16 protein-coding genes are annotated in these 20,703 nt (G+C 71.8%); 12 read left to right on the forward strand and 4 right to left on the reverse strand.

The features are described 5' to 3' along the window. The first annotated feature begins 17 nt into the window (after positions 1–17). The 7 genes from KGA65_RS01895 to KGA65_RS01925 all read left to right on the forward strand — a co-directional run bounded on the left by KGA65_RS01895 (position 18) and on the right by KGA65_RS01925 (position 9,026). The gene (locus KGA65_RS01895; protein ID WP_225861446.1) at positions 18–2,603 is read left to right on the forward strand and encodes a glycosyltransferase; all 2,586 of its coding nucleotides are present in this window, start codon (positions 18–20) and stop codon (positions 2,601–2,603) included. An 88-nt stretch (positions 2,604–2,691) separates the two neighbouring features. Further along, entirely contained in the window at positions 2,692–3,699 is a 1,008-nt protein-coding gene (locus KGA65_RS01900; protein ID WP_225861447.1) for an NAD-dependent epimerase, read from the forward strand. Positions 3,700–3,702: 3 nt separating this feature from the next. Continuing rightward, positions 3,703–4,590, forward strand: a complete 888-nt coding sequence (gene rfbA / locus KGA65_RS01905; RefSeq protein WP_225861448.1) for a glucose-1-phosphate thymidylyltransferase RfbA — start codon at positions 3,703–3,705, stop codon at positions 4,588–4,590. After that, a complete protein-coding gene (rfbC, locus tag KGA65_RS01910) occupies positions 4,590–5,129 on the forward strand; it encodes a dTDP-4-dehydrorhamnose 3,5-epimerase (RefSeq protein WP_225861449.1) in 540 nt (179 codons plus the stop codon). Before rfbA ends, rfbC begins: the two co-directional genes overlap by 1 nt. Positions 5,130–5,150: 21 nt before the next feature. Further along, a complete protein-coding gene (gene rfbB / locus KGA65_RS01915) occupies positions 5,151–6,215 on the forward strand; it encodes a dTDP-glucose 4,6-dehydratase (RefSeq protein ID WP_225861450.1) in 1,065 nt (354 codons plus the stop codon). 1 nt (position 6,216) lies between these two features. After that, a complete protein-coding gene (gene rfbD, locus KGA65_RS01920) occupies positions 6,217–7,116 on the forward strand; it encodes a dTDP-4-dehydrorhamnose reductase (protein ID WP_225861451.1) in 900 nt (299 codons plus the stop codon). 8 nt (positions 7,117–7,124) lie between these two features. After that, complete coding sequence (locus KGA65_RS01925) at positions 7,125–9,026, forward strand: glycosyltransferase family 61 protein (RefSeq protein WP_225861452.1); 1,902 nt, start codon at positions 7,125–7,127, stop codon at positions 9,024–9,026. Here the strand turns inward: KGA65_RS01925 and KGA65_RS01930 are convergent. Then, the gene (locus tag KGA65_RS01930) at positions 8,951–9,718 is read right to left on the reverse strand and encodes a sulfotransferase family 2 domain-containing protein (RefSeq protein ID WP_225861453.1); all 768 of its coding nucleotides are present in this window, start codon (positions 9,716–9,718) and stop codon (positions 8,951–8,953) included. The genes KGA65_RS01925 and KGA65_RS01930 overlap by 76 nt on opposite strands. 115 nt (positions 9,719–9,833) lie before the next feature. On the opposite strand from KGA65_RS01930, the gene KGA65_RS01935 reads away from it, so the two are divergent. Continuing rightward, positions 9,834–12,152, forward strand: coding sequence for a sulfotransferase (locus tag KGA65_RS01935; RefSeq protein ID WP_225861685.1), 2,319 nt, complete (start codon positions 9,834–9,836; stop codon positions 12,150–12,152). Positions 12,153–12,159: 7 nt separating this feature from the next. Here KGA65_RS01935 and KGA65_RS01940 read toward each other — a convergent pair whose 3' ends face one another. Continuing rightward, positions 12,160–12,846 (reverse strand): WbqC family protein, encoded by a 687-nt coding sequence (locus KGA65_RS01940; protein WP_225861454.1) that lies wholly within the window; start codon positions 12,844–12,846, stop codon positions 12,160–12,162. 106 nt (positions 12,847–12,952) lie between these two features. Here KGA65_RS01940 and KGA65_RS01945 point away from each other — a divergent pair, with 106 nt between their 5' ends. The 4 genes from KGA65_RS01945 to KGA65_RS01960 are packed head-to-tail and all read left to right on the forward strand — an operon-like array spanning position 12,953 to position 17,458. Continuing rightward, positions 12,953–13,852, forward strand: a complete 900-nt coding sequence (locus KGA65_RS01945; protein ID WP_225861455.1) for a glycosyltransferase family 2 protein — start codon at positions 12,953–12,955, stop codon at positions 13,850–13,852. Beyond that, positions 13,842–15,050, forward strand: coding sequence for a DegT/DnrJ/EryC1/StrS family aminotransferase (locus KGA65_RS01950; protein ID WP_225861456.1), 1,209 nt, complete (start codon positions 13,842–13,844; stop codon positions 15,048–15,050). The genes KGA65_RS01945 and KGA65_RS01950 overlap by 11 nt, the downstream gene beginning before the upstream one ends. Next, positions 15,047–16,411 carry a glycosyltransferase family 61 protein gene (locus KGA65_RS01955; protein ID WP_225861457.1) on the forward strand — a complete coding sequence of 455 codons (1,365 nt, stop codon included), beginning with the start codon at positions 15,047–15,049 and terminating at the stop codon, positions 16,409–16,411. Before KGA65_RS01950 ends, KGA65_RS01955 begins: the two co-directional genes overlap by 4 nt. Positions 16,412–16,423: 12 nt before the next feature. Then, entirely contained in the window at positions 16,424–17,458 is a 1,035-nt protein-coding gene (locus KGA65_RS01960) for a hypothetical protein (protein ID WP_225861458.1), read from the forward strand. Here the strand turns inward: KGA65_RS01960 and KGA65_RS01965 are convergent. Further along, positions 17,417–18,748: a glycosyltransferase family 61 protein gene (locus KGA65_RS01965; protein WP_225861459.1), complete on the reverse strand. Its 1,332-nt coding sequence runs from the start codon at positions 18,746–18,748 to the stop codon at positions 17,417–17,419. The two genes, KGA65_RS01960 and KGA65_RS01965, sit on opposite strands and share 42 nt — an antisense overlap. Before the next feature lie 49 nt (positions 18,749–18,797). After that, positions 18,798–20,702: a sulfate adenylyltransferase subunit CysN gene (gene cysN / locus KGA65_RS01970; protein WP_225861460.1), complete on the reverse strand. Its 1,905-nt coding sequence runs from the start codon at positions 20,700–20,702 to the stop codon at positions 18,798–18,800. Between the last annotated feature and the right edge of the window lies 1 nt (position 20,703).

Raw genomic sequence — 20,703 nt, forward strand, 5'->3', positions numbered from 1 at the left:
CCTTTCACGGCCGCCCCATGCCTTCTGACGTTTCCGCTCCGATCCCCGACCTGCCTTCCGACGCGCTGAGCGAGGACGACGTTCTCCAGCTCTACCGAGCCTGTCTGGGGCGCGATCCCGACCCCGGTGTGGCCGCCCGCGCCGCCGGTCGCCCCCTGGCCGAGATGGCGCTGGAGATGCTGCGCAGCGAGGAGATGGCGCTCAAGGTGCTGACGCCGCTGGTCCAGCAGCGCGCGCTGCCGCACAGCCACCTCACCGAGGCGGACCGCGTACGGCTCTGGCGCTGGATGGGGCAGCGCCTGGGCTGCCCCGGGGGCGAACCGCTGGGCCGGGTGCGCCCCGAGCGCCTGCTGCAGCGCCTGTGCACCCACCCCCGCCTGGTGCAGGTGCTGGCGGACGTGCACGGTGGCTTGTTCACCGAGGTGGCGGCCCGCCTCGCCCAGCCCGAGGCGCTGGACCTGCAGGGCAAGATCGAGTTCGCCAACCACGAGTTCATCTCCGGCTGGGTCACCGATCTGTCGGAGCAGCGCGCCACGCTGCGGGTGGCCGTGCACTGCCAGGGGCGTCTCGTCGCCACCGGCTCGGCCCACAGCCTGCGGCCCGACATCCGCGAGCACATCGGCGGCAGCGGACTGTGCGGTTTTCGCCTGCCCTGGCGGCCGCAGGCCTGGCCTGCGGGTCAGGCCTTGGACCTGCAGCTGGTCGAGGCGGGCACCGACACCCCCGTCGGCGCCCTCTACCGCTACGAGAACTCCCGGCTGGACCAACTGGGCGTGGCCCAGCTGCTGTCCAAGGAGCTGGAGGAGATCCAGCGCCGCATCGACGTGCTGGCCGAGATGGTGCCGCAGGCACTGCGCTACGCCGCCTTTCCGCTGGACCATTACGACCTCTACCGCCGCACCCACCGGGTGCCGCCACCGCCCTGGTTGCAGGAGCGTGCCTGGGCGGGCGTGCTGACCCCGCCCGCCGCCAGCGAGGGGCCGGCTTTCATGGCGCTGATCGATGGCGGCGCGGGGGATCCCATCGCGGCCCGTCGCACGGTGGATGCCTTGCGGGCCCAACCCTGGCCACATTGGCAGGCCGTGGTCGTCGGGGCTGGCCGGGCCGTCGCCGAGGTGGCGGCCCTGATGGCCGCCGCCGAGCCACGGGTGCGCGGGGTGGCGGGTTGGGACGATCTGCCTGCGTCCGCTGCCCCCTGGTGGCTGCTGCTGGAAGCGGGCGAACAGCTGGACCCGATGGCCTTGCCCTGGCTGGTGCATGCGGCGCGCCAGTCCCCCCAGGCGGCGGCGCTCTACTGGGACGAGGACACGCTGCTGTACCCGGGGGGCCGGGCGCCAGCGCGTGAGGAACGCCATGTACGGCCCCTGCTGCGCCGGGCCTTCGATGCCGACGCCATGCTGGAACTCAACGGGGTGGGGCGCAGCCTGGCGCTGCGGGCCGCCGCCCTGCAGGCGGTGGCGCCGGCGCTGTCCGCCGCGGCGGAGGGGGCTCTGAGCCCTGCGCCGGCCGCGCGCGAAGCCCTGGTCTGGGCCCTGGCCCGTCAGGGCGCGCTGGTGCATGTGCCACAGTTCCTGCTCAGCCGGGTTGGCGAGGCACAGGAGGAGGTCCCCGGCGATGCCGTGCAACGCCTGGTCGCCCAGGCCGACCCCGAAACCCTGTCCCCCTGGCTGCCGGCGGCCTGGCAGGGCCGGCGCTGGCAGCGGGTGGACGATCCGCTGGGCGCCTCGCCCAAGCCCCTGGTGCGCTGGACGCCGCAGCGGCCCGAGGCGGTGCTCAGCGTGCTGCTGCCCACCCGCGACCAGCTGGGCCTGCTGCGCGACTGCATCGACACCCTGCGTGAGCAGGCCCTGCACCCCGGCGCGCTGGACATCGTCGTGGCCGACAACGGCAGCACCGAGCCCGAGACCCTGGCCTACCTGGCCGAGGGCGCGGCGCGTGGCGACTTCCGCGTGCTGCGCATCGACGAGCCCTTCAACTGGAGCCGGCTGAACAACCGCATGGCCGAGGCGGCCCGCGGCGAACACCTGCTGCTGCTCAACAACGACACCCGCATGCTCACGGCGCAATGGGACGACATCCTGCGCGGCCTGCTGGAACGCGAGGACGTGCTGGCCGTGGGCGCGCGCCTGCTGTATGAGGACATGACGATCCAGCATGCCGGCGTGCTGACCGGCCAGGAGCGCTTCGTCGCCCACGATGCGGTGGGCGTGCCGGTGGACGATGGCCTGGGCCTGCTGGGCCCGCAGCTCACTCGCCGCATGCCGGCGGTCACCGGCGCCTTTCTGGCCTGCACGGCGGCCACCTACGCGGCCACCGGCGGCATGGACGAGGCCCAGCTCTCGGTCACCTTCAACGACGTGGACTGGTGCCAGCGCGCCGGCCAGCGCTTTCCGGACCGGCACATCGTCTACAGCCCGCTGCTGAGCCTGGTGCACCTGGAGTCCAAGAGCCGCGGCTTCGACTTCCAGGACCCGCTCAAGCAGGCCCGGGCCGACTACGAGCGCCAGGCCTTCGAGGCCCGCTCCGGCGGCTGGGTGATCGAGGACCGCGGCGGCAACCCGCAGCTGAGCCACTGGGTGCGCCCGGGCACGGCGCTGGGCTGAGCCGAGTTCCGCCCAGGCGCGGGCTGGTCGACAATCACCCCATGAGTCCGTTTCTGTTCCCGGACTGTTCCCTGCACGGGGGGCAGCCATGAAAGTCCTGATCACCGGCGCGGCCGGCTTCATCGGCATGCACGTGGCCGAGCGCCTGCTGGCGCGCGGCGATGAGGTGGTCGGCATCGACAACCTCAACGACTACTACGACCCGGCGCTCAAGCAGGCCCGGCTGGCCCGGCTGACACCCCGGGCGGGTTTCCGCTTCCAGCGCCTGGACGTGGCCGACCGCGCCGGGGTGGAGGCGCTGTTCGCCGCCGAGCGCTTCGACCGGGTGGTGCATCTGGCGGCCCAGGCGGGGGTGCGCTACTCGATCACCCACCCGCATGCTTACGGTGAGTCCAACCTGACGGGCTTTCTGAATGTGCTGGAGGCCTGCCGCCAGCATCCGGTGGCCCATCTGGTCTACGCCAGCAGCTCCAGCGTCTACGGCGGCAACACCAAGATGCCGTTCTCCGAGGCGGACGCGGTGGACCACCCGGTGAGCCTGTATGCGGCCACCAAGAAGGCCAACGAGCTGATGGCCCACACCTACAGCCACCTCTACCGCCTGCCCACCACCGGCCTGCGCTTCTTCACCGTCTACGGGCCCTGGGGCCGGCCGGACATGGCCTACTTCAGCTTCACCCGCAAGATCCTGGCGGGCGAGCCCATCCCGGTCTTCAATGAAGGCCGCATGCAGCGCGACTTCACCTACATCGACGACATCGTCGACGGCGTGGTGGCGGTGCTGGACAAGCCGGCCACCCCGGCCGAGGCCTACGACCCAGCTGCGCCGCACCCGGGCCTGTCCAACGCGCCCTACCGCATCTTCAACATCGGCAACCAGGACCCGCTGCCGCTGGGCGAGTTCATCGCCGCCATCGAGGCGGCGCTGGGCCGCGAGGCCGTCAAGCAGTACCTGCCCATGCAGCCCGGCGACGTGGTGGCCACCTCGGCCGACGTCAGCGCCCTGGCCGCCTGGACCGGGCTGAACCCCGGCACCCCGCTGCGCGAAGGCATTCAGCGTTTTGCCGACTGGTACCGCGATTACCACCGCATCTGACCCATGACATCCGCACGCAAAGGCATCATCCTGGCCGGGGGCTCCGGCACCCGGCTGCATCCGGCCACGCTGGCCATCAGCAAGCAGCTGATCCCGGTGTACGACAAGCCCATGGTCTATTACCCGCTGTCGGCCCTGCTGCTGGCGGGCATCCGCGAGATCCTGCTGATCAGCACGCCGCAGGACACGCCGCGCTTCCGGCAGCTGCTGGGCGACGGCTCGGCCTGGGGGCTCTCGTTGCAGTACGCGGTGCAGCCCAGCCCGGACGGCCTGGCCCAGGCCTTCCTGATCGGCGAGGACTTCCTGGCCGGCGCGCCCAGCGCCCTGGTGCTGGGCGACAACATCTTCTACGGCCACGACCTCGGCCGGCGTTTGCAGGCGGCTGACCGCAAGACCGAAGGCGCCACCGTTTTCGCCTACCCGGTGACCGACCCCGAGCGCTACGGCGTGGTCGAGTTCGATGCCCAGGGCCACGCCATCAGCCTGGAAGAGAAGCCGGCCCAGCCCAAGAGCCGCTACGCCGTCACCGGCCTGTACTTCTACGACACCCAGGTGGTGGAACACGCCAAGGCCATCCGGCCCAGCGCCCGCGGCGAGCTGGAGATCACCGACCTGAACCGGCGCTACCTGGAGGCCGGGCAACTGGACGTGCAGAAGTTCGGTCGCGGCGACGCCTGGCTGGACACCGGCACCCATGACAGCCTGCTGGAAGCCAGCGCCTTCGTGCAGACGCTCGAACGACGGCAGGGCCTGAAGGCCTGCTGCCCCGAGGAGATCTGCTGGCGCAACGGCTGGATCAGCGACGAACAGCTCGCGACCCTGGCCGCGCCGCTGGCCAAGAGCGGCTACGGCAAGTACCTGCAGCAGATTCTCAAGGACAAGGTGTACTGATGAAGGCGATCCAGACGGCGATTGCCGACGTGCTGATCCTGGAGCCGAAGGTGTTCGGCGATGCGCGCGGTTTCTTCATGGAGAGTTTCAACCAGAAGGTCTTCGACGAACTGGTGGGGCAGCCGGTGAACTTCGTGCAGGACAACCACTCGCGCTCGGCCAAGGGCGTGTTGCGCGGGCTGCATTTCCAGAAGGCCCCGCACGCCCAGGGCAAGCTGGTGCGGGTGACGGCGGGCGCGGTGTTCGACGTGGCGGTGGACATCCGCCGCGAGAGCCCCACCTTCGGCCGCTGGGTGGGGGTGGAGCTGAGTGCGGACAACCACCGCCAGTTCTGGATCCCGCCGGGCCTGGCGCACGGCTTCCTGGTGCTCAGCGACAGCGCGGACTTCCTCTACAAGGCCACCGACTACTACGCGCCGCAGGCCGAGGGGGCGCTGCGCTGGGACGACCCGGACCTGGCGATCGCCTGGCCCGACATCGGCATGGCCCCGCAGCTCTCGGCCAAGGATGCCGCTGCCGGTCTCCTGCGTGATCTTTGAACCCGACCCCGGACTGAACCCATGACGATTCTCGTGACCGGCGGTGCCGGCTTCATCGGCAGCAACTTCGTGCTGGACTGGCTGGCGGACCCCGCGGCCGAGCCGGTGGTGAACCTGGACGCGCTGACCTACGCCGGCAACCGCGCCAACCTGGCCTCGCTCGAGGGCGACGCGCGCCACCACTTCGTGCACGGCGACATCGGCGACCGCGCTCGGGTGGACCAGCTGCTGGCCACCCACCGCCCGCGCGCCATCGTGCATTTCGCGGCGGAAAGCCATGTGGACCGCTCCATCCACGGCCCCGGCGCCTTCATGAAGACCAACGTCGAAGGCACCTTCACGCTGCTCGAAGCGGCGCGGGCCTTCTGGGGCACGCTCGAAGGCGACGAGAAGGCCGCCTTCCGCTTCCACCACGTCAGCACCGACGAGGTCTACGGCAGCCTCAAGCCCAGCGACCCGCCTTTTGCCGAGACGAACCCCTACGAGCCCAACAGCCCCTACAGCGCCAGCAAGGCCGCCAGCGACCACCTGGTGCGCGCCTGGCACCACACCTACGGCCTGCCGGTGCTCACCACCAACTGCAGCAACAACTACGGGCCCTACCACTTCCCCGAGAAGCTGATCCCGCTGATGATCGTGAACGCCCTGGCCGGCAAGCCCCTGCCGGTCTATGGCGACGGCCAGCAGATCCGCGACTGGCTCTACGTCAAGGACCACTGCAGCGGCATCCGCGCCGTGCTGGCCGGCGGCCGCCTGGGCGAGACCTACAACATCGGCGGCTGGAACGAGAAGGCCAACCTGGACATCGTCCAGACGGTGTGCGCGCTGCTCGACGAGCTGCGCCCGGACCCGGCGGGCCCCTACAGCCGCCTGATCACCTACGTCACCGACCGCCCCGGCCACGACCGGCGCTACGCCATCGACGCGCGCAAGATCGAGCGTGAGCTGGGCTGGCGCCCGGCCGAGACCTTCGAGACCGGCATCCGCAAGACGGTGCAGTGGTACCTGGACCACCCGGACTGGGTGGCCGATGTGCAGAGCGGGGCCTACAAGGACTGGGTCGGCCAACACTACGGAGCCCGTTGAGATGGCGCCGCCGAAAATCCTTCTGCTCGGACCCAATGGCCAGGTCGGCTGGGAGCTGCGCCGCGCCCTGGCCCCGCTGGGCCGCGTCATCGCCCTGGGGCGTGAGCACGATGGCCTGTGCGGCGACCTGACCCACCCGGGCGAGCTGGCTGGCAGCGTGCGCATGCTGCGGCCGGACATCATCGTCAATGCCGCGGCCCACACCGCGGTGGACAAGGCCGAGAGCGAGCCGGCCCTGGCCGAACTGCTCAACGCCCGCGCCCCGGCCACGCTGGCCCAGCTGGCGGCCGAGTTGGGCGCCACCCTGGTCCACTACAGCACCGACTACGTCTTCGACGGCAGCGGCGAGCAGCCGCGCGACGAGGACGCCGCCACCGGCCCGCTGTCGGTCTACGGCCGCAGCAAGCTGGCGGGCGAACAGGCCATCCAGGCCAGCGGCTGCCGCCACCTGATCTTCCGCACCAGCTGGGTCTATGCCGCGCGCGGCGGCAACTTTGCCAAGACCATGCTGCGCCTGGCCGGCGAGCGCGAGCAGTTGCGCGTCATTGCCGACCAGATCGGCGCGCCCACCGGGGCCGAGCTGATCGCCGACGTCACCGCCCATGCGCTGCGCGCCCTGGCCCAGCGGCCCGAGCTGGCCGGCCTGTACCACCTGGCGGCCGATGGCCAGACCAGCTGGCACGGCTATGCCGAGCATGTGCTCGCCTGGGCCCGGCGCCATGGGCAGGCGCTGAAGGTGCAGACGGTCGAGGCCATTCCCACCAGTGCCTACCCCACGCCGGCGCAGCGCCCGCTCAACTCGCGGCTGGACACCACCCGGCTGCGCGAGGCCTTCGGCCTGCAGCTGCCGCCCTGGCAGAGCGGCGTCGAGCGCATGCTGACCGAGTTCCTCGGCGTCTGAGCCTGGCGATGCTGCAGGCCTATGCCGACATCCTCGTAGCGCCGGTGCAGGCCTTGTTCGCAGCCTTCCACGGCGGGCCGGTGCACCAGGCCGGTCCGATCTATCCCGACTTCGACCGGCAGGGCCGGGCTCGGCACTGGCGCGGCACGGCCCCGGTGGATGTCTGTCCGCAGCCCCCGGCCGAAGGCGAGCCCATCGACAGCCTGGACGGCGAAGCCCTGTGGGGCGGCTGCCTGGTGAACCACTTCGGCCACTTCCTGGCCGAGTTCGCCCATCGCCTGTTGCCGGCCGCCCAGGCCCGACCCGATCTGCCCATCCTCTACGTCACCCGGCCGGGGCAGGGCGCCGAGCCGCTGCCCGGCTTCATCCAGGCCGTCTTTGAATACCTGGGCGTGGCCGGCCGCGTGCGGGTGCTGGACCGCCCGACCCGCGTGGGCATGCTGTGGGTGGCCCCGCAGGCCGAGTGCCTGGGTGGCCCGCCGCCCGCGGCCGATTACCTGGCACGGCTGGCGGAACGCCAGGCGGCGCTGCCCGTCGCGCCGGCCGGCGAGGTGCTGTTCGTCAGCCGCGCCGGGGTGGGGGAGGGCCTGGTGGGCGAGGCCGCGCTGGAGGACTTCTTCGCCGCCCTGGGCGCGCGCATCTACCGTCCCGAGCAGCACCCACTGGCCGAGCAGTTGGCCACCTACCTCGCGCACACCCAGCTCGTGTTCACCGAGGGCAGCGCGCTGCACGGGCTGCAGCTGCTGGGGCGTCTCCCGGGCGAGCTGACGGTGCTGTCGCGCCGGCCGGGCCGCTTTGGCCAGGCCTTTCTGGCGCCCCGCGTGGCCGCGCTGCACCATGTGCCGCTGGCCGGCCCGGCCGTCCACGGCCGTGCGGCAGAGGGCCGCCGCGCGAACTGGGTTGGGCTGGTGTACCTGAACACGGCGCCGCTGGCCGACTTGGCGCGGCGGCTGTTCCCCGGCCACGCGGCCGAACGCCTGGCGCACGCCCTGACCCAGTTGCAGGATCGGCTGGCTGCCGAGGAGGCGCCGGCCACCCTGGCCTATCTGCGGAGCCACCGTGGCCAGCCGCTCTGGCAGGACAGCGGGGCCGTGCTGCGCGATCTGGCGGGCACCGGGCGACTGTCCTGGTCTGTGCGGCTGCAGGCCAGTGCCGTGCTGGCCGGGCTGGACAGCGTGCCCGCCTTGTCGCTGGGCGGGGCCCCGCTGCCGGTGGCGGCCTTGCGCGGGCAGACCCCCCCGACGGCCTGGCTGGCGCTGCTGGGCCAGGTGGCGGACGGTGTGCCCGACCCCGGCCTGTGGACCGTGGCCGAGGCGCTGGATCGCTCCGGGGGCGTGCTGGGGCCGGACTGGGTGCACAGCGACGTGTTGACCGGCGCGGTGCTCTGCAGCCTGGCCGCTGCGGACGGGGCAGTGCAGGACGTCGTCCTGTCGCGGCCCGGGCCCTGGCGGGATCCGGCCGCAATGGCGACGGCGATGCCGGTGATCCAGCGCCTGGTGCTGCTGCGCCTGGCCTGCCCGGCGCGCTTTCACTACCGTGCCCCGCTGCGGCTGGATGCTGCGGGCTGGCAGGCGCTGCGCCGCGCGCCGCTGCCGGTCTGGCAACGCTGCGTGCTGGCCTGGTTCCATCTGCTGCTGGAGGGGCGCTGGCCGGTCTGCAGCCCGGAGCCTTGGGCCCGGGCCTTGCGTGCGCTGGCCGAGCCCGGCGCCGCGGTGAGCGGGGGCGAACCGGAGGCCGATCCCTGGGCCGAACTGCAACGGCGCCTAGCGGCCTGGCTGCAGACCGACCAGCCCGAGGCCCAGGCGCGCGTGGCGCGCTGGCTGGCCCGGCGGGCTCACCCCGCCGCGTCGTCGTTCTCGGGCGAGGGGGCGGGCCAGGGCTCACCCGTCAAGGGCTCGGGCACCGGGTAGCCGAACAGCTGGAAGTCGGTCAGGCAGTGCGCCCGCACCTGGGCCCAGGCCGCGTCGGACAACTGGGCCTCGGTGTTGCGCTGGCTGCGGTTGTGCATGCCCAGCGGGGCCTGCAGCGCCAGCCGCTGCTGCACCTCGGCCCAGTCGTCCTCGGCCCGTTCCACCTGGCCGACAAAGTCGACCAGCAGTTGCTGGCGTTCGTCGCACAGGCTGCGCCACATCGGCTGGGCGCCGGCATCGCGCCAGGTCAGCGGGTGGCACAGAAAGGCGTCGAAGGTCTCGCTCTGGAGCGCGGCCCGCACCGCCGCGTAGTGGTAGGGCAGGCGGTTCGGCCAACGTTCCTGCTCCTCCCAGAGCCGCCGTTCGTCGTCCGTCATCGGTTGCGTCTCCGCCAGGCCGCGCGCGAAGGTGTAGAGCGAGCGCAGCCGCTCCAGCGGGTGGCGCACGAAGGCGAAGCTGAACCACTGCGCCCAGCGCTGCGGCCCCAGCCACTGCCGGGCCTGGGCCGCGGTGGCGTGCTTGTCCAGCCCGATCACCTGCTTGAACACCGCCTGCAGGCGCTCGCCTCCCGGGGTGGAGCCCAGCACCAGGTCGTTGGGCATCAGGTGCGCGGCCAACGCCACCTCAATGCTGGTGCCGGCGCACTTGTGCACATGGACGAACACGAATTGACGGTTGAACGAGACGATCATGGTCCGCAGACAAGGGCCGGAGGAGTGGGCGCAGTCTAGCAATGGGGGATCGGCACCGGGGAGGGCCTCGCCTATGATGCCTCGACCCTGCCCCTTCGCTGACCGACCCCCTCGCATGTCCGACGTCGTCGTCCACATCGGTCTGAACAAGACCGGCACCTCCTCGATCCAGGATTTCCTGGCCCTGAACACCGACGCGCTGCGGGCCGAGGGCATCTGCTATCCCCGCGCGGGTCGCACCGGTGCGGCCCATCACGCCCTGTCGGCCTGGGTGGGCAGCGCCGAGGCCGACGCCGACCCCAGCGCCAGCCCGGTGGCCCAGGCGCTGCTGGCCGAGATCCAGGGCATGCCGAGGGTCTGGCTGTCGTCCGAGGACTTCCATGCGCGGGGGCCGCGCGGGGCACGCAACCTGGCGCGGCTGCTGCAGGGGCATCCAGTGCGCATCGTGCTGTACCTGCGTGAGCACCTGGCCTACTTGGCCAGCTGGTACCAGCAGAACGTGCAGGCCTCGGGCCTGTCGTGCAGCTTTGAGACCTTCTGCCACCTCACCCACAAACCCCTGAGCGAGGTGGCCGAGACCTGGGGCCAGGTGTTTGGCCATGGGCAGCTGACGCTGCGGCTCTACGACCGGCGCAGCCTGGTGGGCGGCGATGTGCTGAAGGATTTCGCCGCCCAGGTCGGGCTGGAGGGCGACCTGGGCCGCTTCGTGCGCAAGCCCTACGAGAACAATCCCTCGATCAGCGGCAACCTGCTGTTCATCAAGCGCCTGCTCAACAACCTGCTGCCGCCGGCCGAGGCGGCGTCCATGGTGGACGAACTGATGGTGCTGTCCAAGCTGAAGCCCAGCTTCCAGGGGAGCATGCGGGTGGGGCCCGAGCTGGCGGCCCAGGTGGCGGGAGCCTATGCCGGCGACCGTCGGCGGTTGAGCCACCGCTGGGGGCTCGAGTGGCCGGTGCCGCCCACCGAACTGTCCGGCGCGCCGGTGCCGGACCTGGCCACCTTGCACGCGGACTGGCACCGGGTGCAGAAGGCCGCCCGCCAGCGGGGCTTTGCGCTGGCCGCGGCGATGGACTGGCTGCAACTGGGCGATCTGCGGGCCCTGGACGGTGCGTCGTCGCCGGCGCCGTCAGCGCCCGCCCGGGCGCCCAGCGCGCCGGTGAATGCGCAGCCCGGCACCTCGGGGCCCCAAGGCGCTGCCGCGGTCTATGTCGATCCAGCGATGGTCGAGCTGATCCGGGGCCATCTCGACCCCGTGTTCTACGCGGCCCAGCTGTCCCCGCAGGAGCGGGGGGAGGACCCGGTACTCCACTACCTGACCCGCGGCGCGGCGCAGGGGCTGGACCCCAGCCCGGACTTTGGCACCCGCGCCTACCTGGCCTGGCACGCCGATGTGCGCGAGGCGGGCCTGAACCCGTTTTTCCACTACCTGGCGCACGGGCGCCTGGAGGGGCGGCAGGTCTGGCCGGCGGGCACCGCGGCCGAACCGCCCGGGGCCGAGCTGCCGGTTGCCGCGGCGCCGGCGCCCGCCCAGTGGACGGCGGCGTCTCTGGCGGTTCTGCCGACCGAGACGCGCCTGGCGGCCCATGTGCAGGCGATGGCTGCCTGCGCCCAGGCGCCCGCCCTGCGGGCCTCGGACCCGGTGCAGGCCGCGCTGGCCGACTGGCGGGCCCCTGAAGCGCGCTGGCTGGCCCTGCTGGGCATGCACCGTTCGGGCACCTCGCTGTTGGCAGGCATGCTGCAGGCCCTGGGCGTCTGGCTGGGGCCGGCCGAGGATTTGCTGGGGCCCCAGCCGGACAACCCCGAAGGCTTCTTCGAGCACCCGGCCCTGATGGGGCTGGACGAGGCGGTGCTGGACCGGGCGGACTCGGCCTGGGACGACCCCGCGCCCGATTTGGCCCGCGTCCAGGCCCTGGCCACCGATCCCGTGCTGCAGGCACAGGCTCGTCTGTGGCTGCGGGGGTTGTGGCGCTCGCGGCCGGAAGGGGCCGTGCTCACCGCCTTCAAGGACCCGCGCCTGTGCTACACGGCCGGCTTCTGGCAGGCCCAGGTGCCGGAACTGCAGGGGCTGGTGGTGCTGCGCCATCCCCTGGCAGTGGCCCGCTCGCTGCGGGCCCGCGGCGGCTACAGCAGCCTGCGCCACGGCCTGGCGCTGTGGGCCGCCCACCACCGGGCGCTCGCGCCCTGGCGCGGGCGGGCCGAGGTGCCGGTGCTGCTGCACAGCGACCTGCTGGCCGCGCCCCGGGCCACCCTGGCCCCGGTGCTGGCCGCCCTGGGGTTGCAGGCCAGCGAGGGACAGTGGGCCCAGGCCCTGGCCCAGGTGCGCCCGGGCCGGGTGCACCAGAACCTGGCCGGCGATGTCCAGGCCGCCTTGCCGGCGGACGTGGCGGCCCTGTGGGCCGACTGGCAGGCCGCCGCCTGGCGGCCGGCCGTCTGAGGGACGGTCAGGCCGGGGCGTGCACGTCGGCCCGCAGCGCATCCAGCGTGGGGGCCGTCAGCAAGGTGGGCAGCAGGCAGCGGTGCGGCCCGCTGTAGTCGGGCAGGAAATCCAGCGTCAGCCCGTGGGCGGCAAAGGCCTCGGCCTGGTACAGCGCGCGTCCGCCGGGGGGGTTGAGGTAGCGCTGGCCGCCCAGCGCCTGCACGATGGCCAGCACCCGGTCCTGGGCCCGCAGCGCGGGGTCGATGCCCAGGCTGGAGCTGCGCACCAGCGTGGCTGGCAGGTCCAGCAGCCCGGCCACCAGCCGCAGGCCGGCTTCCAGGTGGTCCACCAGCGGGCCCTGCAGGGGCCGGTGCAGGAAGGCCCGCACCGCCTGCGCCGCCTCGCCCGAGGCGCGCGGCCAGTCGGCGTGCCGGGCCAGGCGCTCGGCCCACAGCGCATCGGCCTGATCGGCAAAACGCAGGTCCTGGATGCGGGTCTCGCGCGCGGCCGGGGCCAGCGGCAGCGTCAGCCATTCCAGCCCGCCGGCCGGGGCCGGCACCTCGGTGCGGTGGACCCGGCCGCGCGCGCGGTGCTGCACGCAGTCGAACAGCACGAACACATCGGCCTGGGCCAGCAGGCGGAAGTAGCCGGCGTAGGGAAAGAAGTAGGGCTGCATCACCGCCACCGTGCGGGGGCGTGTCGGGGCGGGCATGGGCAAAGGGGCAAGTGGGGGGATGAAGTGTGCAAGCATGCCACGCCCCCGGGGATGGGCGCCTCTACACTATGGCCAGAGCCAGCAGGCGGGAAGGCATCCGAACATGAAGTTGGTGGCGGTGGTGGGCGTGATGGATGAGCGGGTGTTGCTGCCCGGCTGCGTGCGCCACCTGTACGAGATCGGCGTGGACGAGGTGGTGGTGCGCGATGCCGGCTCCACCGATGGCAGCCTGGAATGGGCCCAGGCCCACCAGGGGCCGCGCCTGCGGCTGGTGCCGGTGGGCGAGGACGAGAAGACCCAGCCGTCGGCCTGGCATGCGCGCGAGCGCGAGATCGCCGAGCAGACCCGGGCCGACTGGGTGCTGCACCTGGATGCCGACGAGTTCTGGCTGCCTGCCACCGGCCGGCTGCGCGACAGCCCGCAGTGGCAGGACGATGGCCTGGACCTGCTTCGGGTGCCCCGCTACAACGTGGCCCTGGGCCCGCAGGGGCTGGACCTGCCCTGGCCGCCCACGCCCGCGGTGTACGACCGGCTCTGGCTGTTTGCGCGCCCCATCCCCGAGTTCCGCCAGCACCTGGCGACGCACCCGCTCACGCCCTGGATCTCCGGCGTGCCGGTGCCCAAGATCGCGGTGCGGCCGCGTCACCTGGCCAGCCTGGAACTGGGCTGCCACGATGCCCAGGGCCAGCCGGGCCAGCCCTTTGTCCGGGCGCTGTCGCGCGACCTCATCACCGCCCACCTGCCGTTCAGCACGGCCGAGCGTTTCGCCCGCAAGCTGGCCAACATCCGCGCCCTGTTCAGCGCCTATCCAGACCGCTTTCCGCCCGGCGCGGCCTGGCACTGGCGGCGCTGGGCCGCATTGCCGGACGAGGCGGCGGTGCAGGCCGAGTTCGCGCTGCAGCACCTGGATGCGCAGGAATTCGCGAGCCTGCGGGCCGAGGGCGCCCTGCAATCGGCCCGCCAGCTGCTGGATCATCCGGAGGGGCATCCCGATGGCCACTGAGCCTGCCGACCTCACGCCGGCCCTGCTGGGCGGCGTGCCGCTGTTCGACCGGACGCTCTACGTTGGGCGGCCCAGCATGGCGCCCGAGGCCGAGGTGCATGCGCGCATCCAGAGCGCACTGGACCGGCGCTGGCTGACCAACGATGGCCCGCTGGTGCAGGAACTGGAACATCGCTGCGCCGAGCGCCTGCAGGTGCCGCACTGCATCGCGGTGGCCAATGCCACGCTGGGGCTGGAGGTGGCGCTGCGCGCGCTGGGGGTGCAGGGCGAGGTGCTGCTGCCGGCCTTCACCTTCATCGGCACGGCGCATGCGGCGCAGTGGCTGGGCCTCACACCGGTGTTCTGCGATGTGCGCGACGCCGACCATGGCCTGGACCCGGCCGAGGTGGCGCGCCGCATCACCCCGGCCACCGGCGCCATCCTGGGGGTGCATCTGTGGGGCCGGGCCTGCGCGGTCGAGGCCTTGGAGGACATCGCCCGCCGGCACGGCATCCCGCTGATTCTGGACGCGGCCCATGCCATGGGCTGTGGTCATGCGGGCCGGCCCCTGGGCTCGCGCGGCACGGTGGAGGTGTTCAGCCTGCATGCCACCAAGGGCCTGAATTCGCTCGAAGGCGGGCTGGTCACCACCACCGACGAGGCGCTGGCCCAGCGCATCCGGTTGATGCGCAACTTCGGCATCCCGGACGAGGACCAGGTGAGCTGCGTGGGCACCAATGCCAAGATGAACGAGTTCAGCGCCGCGGTGGGGCTGTGCAACCTCGACCACTTCGACGACCTGTGTGCCCACAACCACCGTCTCTACGAGGCCTATGCGACGGCCCTGGCCGGTGTGCCCGGCCTGCGGCTGGTGGCCCCGGCGCCGGGAGAGGCCTTCAGCCACCACTACATCGTGCTGGAGGTGCTGCCCGGCGCGGCGCTCGACCGTGATCAGCTGGTGCGCCTGCTGCGGGCGGAGAACGTCTATGCCCGGCGCTACTTCCGGCCGGGCTGTCACCGCGGTGAGCCGTATCGGTCCCGTCCGGGCGGCCCGCCGTCGCTGCCGGTCACCGACCGGCTCAGCCAGACCCTGTTGCAGCTGCCCTCGGGCCGGCAGTTGTCGCCCGACGAGGCGCAGCGCCTGGGCCAGCGGCTGGCCAACTGGGGACGGCATGGCGCCGAGGTGGCCGCGCGCCTGCGCGAGGCCGGAGCCACATGAGCACCGGCTGGCCGGCCCATTGGACCGAGGCCCAGCGCAGCCAGGCCGAGGCCCTGCTGCCCATGGCCCGTCTGCGCGAGGGGCTGCTGGCGCCGCGCCCGCAGTTCTATGGCCTGCGACCGGCCAAGGACGCGCTGGCCGCGGCGCTGGGCGTGCAGGCGCTGGTGGAGGGCTGGATGGCGGCCCTGGATCAGCCGGGGGCCTGGCAGGCCCGCTGGTACACGCTGCGGCCGCTGCTGGGTGAGGCCCAGGCGCGCGGCTGGCCGGTGACCGTCTTTTCGGCCAGCCGCGAGGTCGAGGTGCCGGTGCTGCCGGCGGTGGGCGCGCCGGACCAGCCCGCTGGCCGATACCGCTGCCGCAGCATGGCCCTGGTGCGGCTGCCGGATGCGGTGGTGCACAGCAAGTCCAATCTGGTCCGGGTGGGCGAGGTGGCCCTGCTGGACCATCAGAACGACGAGTTCGCGCATGTGCCCTGCCACCTCAGCACCGATGGCGCGGTGCTGGCCCACGCGGGCGAGCAGGTGGCCCTGCCCGACCGCGCAGACCTGCCGGAGCTGCCGCGGGCGCTGTCCCTGCTGGGGCTGCATTCATTCGCCTACGGCCATTGGCTGGAGGAGCTGTTCCCCAAGCTTTGGGCCTGCCTGGGCGTGCCGGGGGTCGAGACCCTGCCCGTGCTGGTCGATGCCCAGATGCCGGCGCAGCACCTGGAGTCTCTGGCGCTGGCACTGGGTGGTCTGGACCGGGTGCGCACCGTGCGGCCCGGCGAGGCCCTGCGGGTGCGGGCGCTGTGGGCGGTCACCGCGCCACTGTTCTATCCGATCGGTCCGGCGCCCGGGGCCGAGGACGGGGTGGGCTGGCATGTGATGGATGGCCCCTGGATGGCGGCCTGCCTGCAGCGGCTGTCGGCCCGCTGGGCCGAGGCCGTGCCTGGCGGACCCCTGCGCCGGCTCTACCTGGCGCGCTCCGACAGCCAGCACCGTCGGCTGCTCAACCGTCCCGCGGTGGAGGCCTGGTTCCGGGACCAGGGCTTTGCCGTGGTCGACTGCAATGGCTTGTCGTTCCGGGACCAGCTGGCGCTGATGCGCGGTGCCGAGTGGGTGGTGGCGCCGGAGGGCTCGGCGCTCAGCAACACGCTGTTCGCCCCGGCCGGCACGCGCATCGGCGTGCTGGCCGGGCCGCGCGTGGTGCACCACGAGTCCTATGCCCAGGTGACGCAGGCGCTGGGCCAGCACCTGTGCCTGTGCCATGGCCAGCAGCCGGCGGCCTTGCGACCGGGAGAGTACTTCGGCAATTACGAGATCGACCTGGCCCTGCTGCCCCAGTTGCTGCAGCGGCTCGAGGCCGGTGGTGCCGCGGCCTGACGGACGGACCGCATGCGCACGACCGACCGGTTGATCAGCAGCGAGGACCCCCAGGCCTGGCAGGCGGCCCTGGCCGGGGTGCCGCACAGCTTCTACGCCAGTTGGGACTGTTGCCACGCCGCCGCCCTCAACACCGGGCGGCCGACCTGGTTGTACGTGGGCGAGCAGCAAGGGGTGCGGGTGGTCTGTCCGTTCTCGGTGCGTGAGCGCGATGGCGCGCTGGACTGGGTGACGCCGGTGGGCTTCTCCGGCTTCGCCAGCAACGGCGCCTGGCCTGGCTTTGCGGCGCACTGGGCGGCATTCGCCCGGGCCCAGGGGGCGGTCTGCGGCTACATCGCCCAACACCCGGCCTTCGGGGATCCTTCGCTCGAAGGGGCGCCGGCCGGCGATGAGATGCTGTACTTCCTGGACCTGCAGTCGGGGCTGGACGGCGTGCTGGCCCAAGCGGGCACCGACCGGCGGCGCGACTGGCGGCGCTGGCAGGAGCAGGGCCATCGGTTCATCCTGGAGCGGGATCACCTGGCTGAATTCATGCGGGCCCAGCACCGTCCCTTCCTGGACCGGATGGGGGCCGGCCCGGCCGCCTATTGGAACGACGCGGCCCTGACCACCCTGCTGCGGGCGCCGGGGGCCGGCTTGTTGGGCTCCGCCGACATGGAGGGCCGCCTGGTGGCGGTCACGCTCTACGGCTGGACGCCCTGGGGCGCGGAAGGGGTGATCCAGGCGGCCCTGCCCGAGGGGCGCCACCACACGACGGCCTTGATGCTGGGCGGGGTGCGGGACCTGGCCGAGCGCGCGGTGCCCTGGCTCAATCTGGGCGGTGGGGTGCGTCCGGGCGACAACGTGGCGGCCGCCAAGCTGCGCTGGCGTCCCCGCTCCCAGGCCTTTCGGCGCCTCAAGCAGGTGTATGACCCGGCCCGCTACGCCGAGCTGTGCGCCGCCGCGGGCGTGCCCGCCAGCGTGGGGGACGGCTATTTCCCGGCCTACTACGCCGCCCGGCCGGCCTCAGGCGCCGAGCCAGTCGCTCAGGAACCGGTCCAGCGCTGACGGATCGATGCGGTAGTCGTTCCAGAAGCGCCAGAACGGGTGCTCGGTGTGGTGCGGGCTGTCGGTGGCGCAGGGGCCGGTCACGACAGTGAACGGCAGGTTGAGCGCAGTGGCGGTGGCGCTCAGGTCCAGCAGAGGCTGGGTGTACGGGGAGGTCAGCAGGGCCATGCGGGTGCCGGCCTGGGCGAAAAAACCCAGCAGGGCGTTCGACCCTTCCGGCGCGACGATCCAGCGGGCCTGCCGTACCAGGTTCCATTGCGCCAGCAGGGTGTGTTCCTCGGGCAGCACGCGCACGAAGCCATGTCGGGCCAGGACCGCGTCCACCGCCTCGTGGTTCACGATCGCCTTGTGGCGTCCTGGGCGCCGGGCCAGGTACAGGCGGTCGATGCCGGTGGGCTGGCTCAGGGCCTGGTCAGCAGCTTCGGCCGTGGACTGGATCAGCCTGGCCATGCGCCAGGGTGCGGTCAGCAGGCGCACCGCGTCCGTGTTGCTGGCAAGCGAGGGGCAGAAGCCCGGGTAGCTGACATTGGGCGCACACCAGAGGCGCTTGACGCGCAGCCGGCCCAGGTAGGGCAGCACCCGCAGCGGGGTGTCGGGCGGCAACAGGGCGGGCAGGGCTTCGCGCACCGTGGCCGGCGCACTGGCGTCCACCAGCACCGGCATGCCGCCCGGCCAGCCGGCCAGGCGGGCGGTGGCCAGCTTGGGCAGGTATTCACTCAGCCAGTGGCCAAAGTCGTGCGCATGGTGGCCGCCCAGCCAGAAGGCCTCCTCGATCACCGGCGCGGGCTCGGCGCTGTCCATCACCCACCAGTGGTCCGCCTCGGCGTGCAACACCTGGGCGTCGAAGATGAACTGGTCGTGGGTCCGGCTGGCCTCGTCGCTTTCGACGTCGTGCAGCACCTGGTCGCGCCACAGCAGCAACTCCGAGCGGCCCCGGACGGCCACGTCCTCCAGGCAAGTCAGGTAGCCGGCGCGGTCGGTGACCGGGCAGGGCTGATCGTCGCCCTCGCCGACCACTTGCATGCGCGGCAGGGTGGCGGTCTTCCCGCCGGGCCAAAGCTCGTGGTAACACCGCCCCTGCGTGCGGGCGGCCTCGCGCAGCGGGGTCACCGGCAGCCGGCGCAGGCGCTCCATGTCTGGCAACTGCAAGGGCTCGCGCACCACGGCGTGGGCCTGTTGCACGCCCAGGCGGGCCACCAGCTCGCGCTTGAAGCCGATGGAGGCCATCAGGTGGCCGTAGAGCGGGATGTCCCGCCGCAGTTGGTCGAGCAGGTCGGCGATGTCGGGCATGGGCAGAGCCCGGACTCTACACGCTGCCCGACCCGCCGAGCCGCCTGTGTCAGTCGATCAGACCCAGCTGGCGGATGCGCGCGATCACCTTGTCGGCTGCTTCCTCGGCCGTGCAGTTGGTGGTGTTCACGCGGATCTCCGGCAGTTCCGGCGCCTCGTAGGGCGAGCTGATGCCGGTGAAGTTGGCGATCTCACCGCGGCGGGCCTTCTTGTACAGACCCTTCACGTCGCGGTCTTCGGCCACGTTCAGCGGGGTGTCGACATAGACCTCGATGAACTCGCCTTCACCCATCAGGCTGCGGGCCATCGCGCGCTCCGAGCGGAAGGGCGAGATGAAAGCGGTCATCACGATCAGGCCGGCATCCACCATCAGCTTGGCCACCTCGGCCACGCGGCGGATGTTCTCCACCCGGTCGGCTTCGGTGAAGCCCAGGTCCTTGTTCAGCCCGTGGCGGATGTTGTCGCCGTCCAGCAGATAGGTGTGGCGACCCATCGCGAACAGCTTCTTCTCGACCAGGTTGGCAATGGTGGACTTGCCGGCGCCGGACAGGCCGGTGAACCACAGCACCGCGGGCTTCTGGCCCTTGGCTTCGGCGCGGGCGGTCTTGTTGACGTCCACCGGCTGCAGGTGGATGTTGTGCGAGCGGCGCAGCGCGAAGTGCATCATCCCGGCGCCGACCGTGTTGTTGGTCAGGCGGTTGATCAGGATGAAGCCACCGGTGTCGCGGTTGTCGGTGTAGGGGTCGAAGGCGATGGGCCGGTCCAGCGCCAGGTTGACCACGCCGATCTCGTTGAGCTCGAGCTGCTTGGCCGCCAGGTGCTCCATCGTGTTGACGTTCACCTTGTACTTGGGCTCGGTGATCGTCGCGGTCACCAGCTGGGTGCCGATCTTCAGCAGGTAAGGCCGGCCCGGCAGCAGCGGCTCCTCGGTCATCCACACCACGGTGGCCTCGAACTGGTCGGCCACCTCGGCCGGCGACTCGGCGATCGAGACCACATCGCCGCGCGAGATGTCGATCTCGTCTTCCAGCGTCAGCGTGATGCTCTGGCCGGCGATCGCCTCGGGCAGGTCCCCGTCCAGCGAGACGATGCGGGCCACCTTGCTCTCGCGGCCCGAGGGTTGGGCGCGCACCCGGTCGCCGGGCTTGATCACGCCGCTGGCGACCAGGCCGCAGAAGCCGCGGAAGTCCAGGTTGGGGCGGTTGACCCATTGCACCGGCATGCGGAAGGGCAGCTTCTGCAGGCGCGTCTCGTCGATCTCGCAGGTTTCCAGGAAGCCCATCAGCGTCGGCCCGTGGTACCAGGTCGTGTGCAGGCTGCGTTCGGTCATGTTGTCGCCCTTCAGGCCCGACAACGGGATGCTGGTGATGTCTTCCAGCCCGATCTGCTTGGCGAACTCGCGGTAGTCCTCGTCGATCTTGCGGAACACGTCTTCCGAGAAGTCGACCAGGTCCATCTTGTTGATGGCCAGCACCACCTTGCGGATGCCGATCAGCTTGACCAGGTAGCTGTGGCGGCGGGTCTGGGTCAGCACGCCCTTGCGCGCGTCGATCAGGATCACCGCCACATCGGCGGTCGAGGCGCCGGTGATCATGTTGCGGGTGTACTGCTCGTGGCCCGGGGTGTCGGCGACGATGAACTTGCGGCGGTCGGTCGAGAAGAAGCGGTAGGCCACGTCGATCGTGATGCCTTGCTCGCGCTCGGCGGCCAGGCCGTCGACCAGCAGCGCGAAGTCGAGGTCACCGCCCTGGGTGCCCCACTTCTTGGAGTCGTTCTCCATCGCGGCCAGCTGGTCCTCGAAGAGCATCTTCGATTCGTAGAGCAGGCGCCCGATGACGGTCGACTTGCCGTCGTCCACGGAGCCGCAGGTGATGAAGCGCAGCAGGCTCTTGTTCTCGTGCTGCTTGAGGTACTTCTCGATGTCGGTGGAGATCAGGTCCGAAACGTGGGCCATG

Source organism: Ideonella benzenivorans, assembly GCF_020387415.1.
In the GTDB taxonomy this organism is placed as follows: Bacteria; Pseudomonadota; Gammaproteobacteria; order Burkholderiales; family Burkholderiaceae_C; genus Ideonella; species Ideonella benzenivorans.

What these genes read in the sequence shown, in the direction of transcription:
- KGA65_RS01895 (WP_225861446.1), top strand. Translation starts at nt 18, where the DNA reads ATGCCTTCTGACGTTTCCGCTCCGATCCCCGACCTGCCTTCCGACGCG.
- KGA65_RS01900 (WP_225861447.1), top strand. Translation starts at nt 2,692, where the DNA reads ATGAAAGTCCTGATCACCGGCGCGGCCGGCTTCATCGGCATGCACGTG.
- rfbA (WP_225861448.1), top strand. Translation starts at nt 3,703, where the DNA reads ATGACATCCGCACGCAAAGGCATCATCCTGGCCGGGGGCTCCGGCACC.
- rfbC (WP_225861449.1), top strand. Translation starts at nt 4,590, where the DNA reads ATGAAGGCGATCCAGACGGCGATTGCCGACGTGCTGATCCTGGAGCCG.
- rfbB (WP_225861450.1), top strand. Translation starts at nt 5,151, where the DNA reads ATGACGATTCTCGTGACCGGCGGTGCCGGCTTCATCGGCAGCAACTTC.
- rfbD (WP_225861451.1), top strand. Translation starts at nt 6,217, where the DNA reads ATGGCGCCGCCGAAAATCCTTCTGCTCGGACCCAATGGCCAGGTCGGC.
- KGA65_RS01925 (WP_225861452.1), top strand. Translation starts at nt 7,125, where the DNA reads ATGCTGCAGGCCTATGCCGACATCCTCGTAGCGCCGGTGCAGGCCTTG.
- KGA65_RS01930 (WP_225861453.1), bottom strand. Translation starts at nt 9,718, where the DNA reads ATGATCGTCTCGTTCAACCGTCAATTCGTGTTCGTCCATGTGCACAAG.
- KGA65_RS01935 (WP_225861685.1), top strand. Translation starts at nt 9,834, where the DNA reads ATGTCCGACGTCGTCGTCCACATCGGTCTGAACAAGACCGGCACCTCC.
- KGA65_RS01940 (WP_225861454.1), bottom strand. Translation starts at nt 12,846, where the DNA reads ATGCCCGCCCCGACACGCCCCCGCACGGTGGCGGTGATGCAGCCCTAC.
- KGA65_RS01945 (WP_225861455.1), top strand. Translation starts at nt 12,953, where the DNA reads ATGAAGTTGGTGGCGGTGGTGGGCGTGATGGATGAGCGGGTGTTGCTG.
- KGA65_RS01950 (WP_225861456.1), top strand. Translation starts at nt 13,842, where the DNA reads ATGGCCACTGAGCCTGCCGACCTCACGCCGGCCCTGCTGGGCGGCGTG.
- KGA65_RS01955 (WP_225861457.1), top strand. Translation starts at nt 15,047, where the DNA reads ATGAGCACCGGCTGGCCGGCCCATTGGACCGAGGCCCAGCGCAGCCAG.
- KGA65_RS01960 (WP_225861458.1), top strand. Translation starts at nt 16,424, where the DNA reads ATGCGCACGACCGACCGGTTGATCAGCAGCGAGGACCCCCAGGCCTGG.
- KGA65_RS01965 (WP_225861459.1), bottom strand. Translation starts at nt 18,748, where the DNA reads ATGCCCGACATCGCCGACCTGCTCGACCAACTGCGGCGGGACATCCCG.
- cysN (WP_225861460.1), bottom strand. Translation starts at nt 20,702, where the DNA reads ATGGCCCACGTTTCGGACCTGATCTCCACCGACATCGAGAAGTACCTC.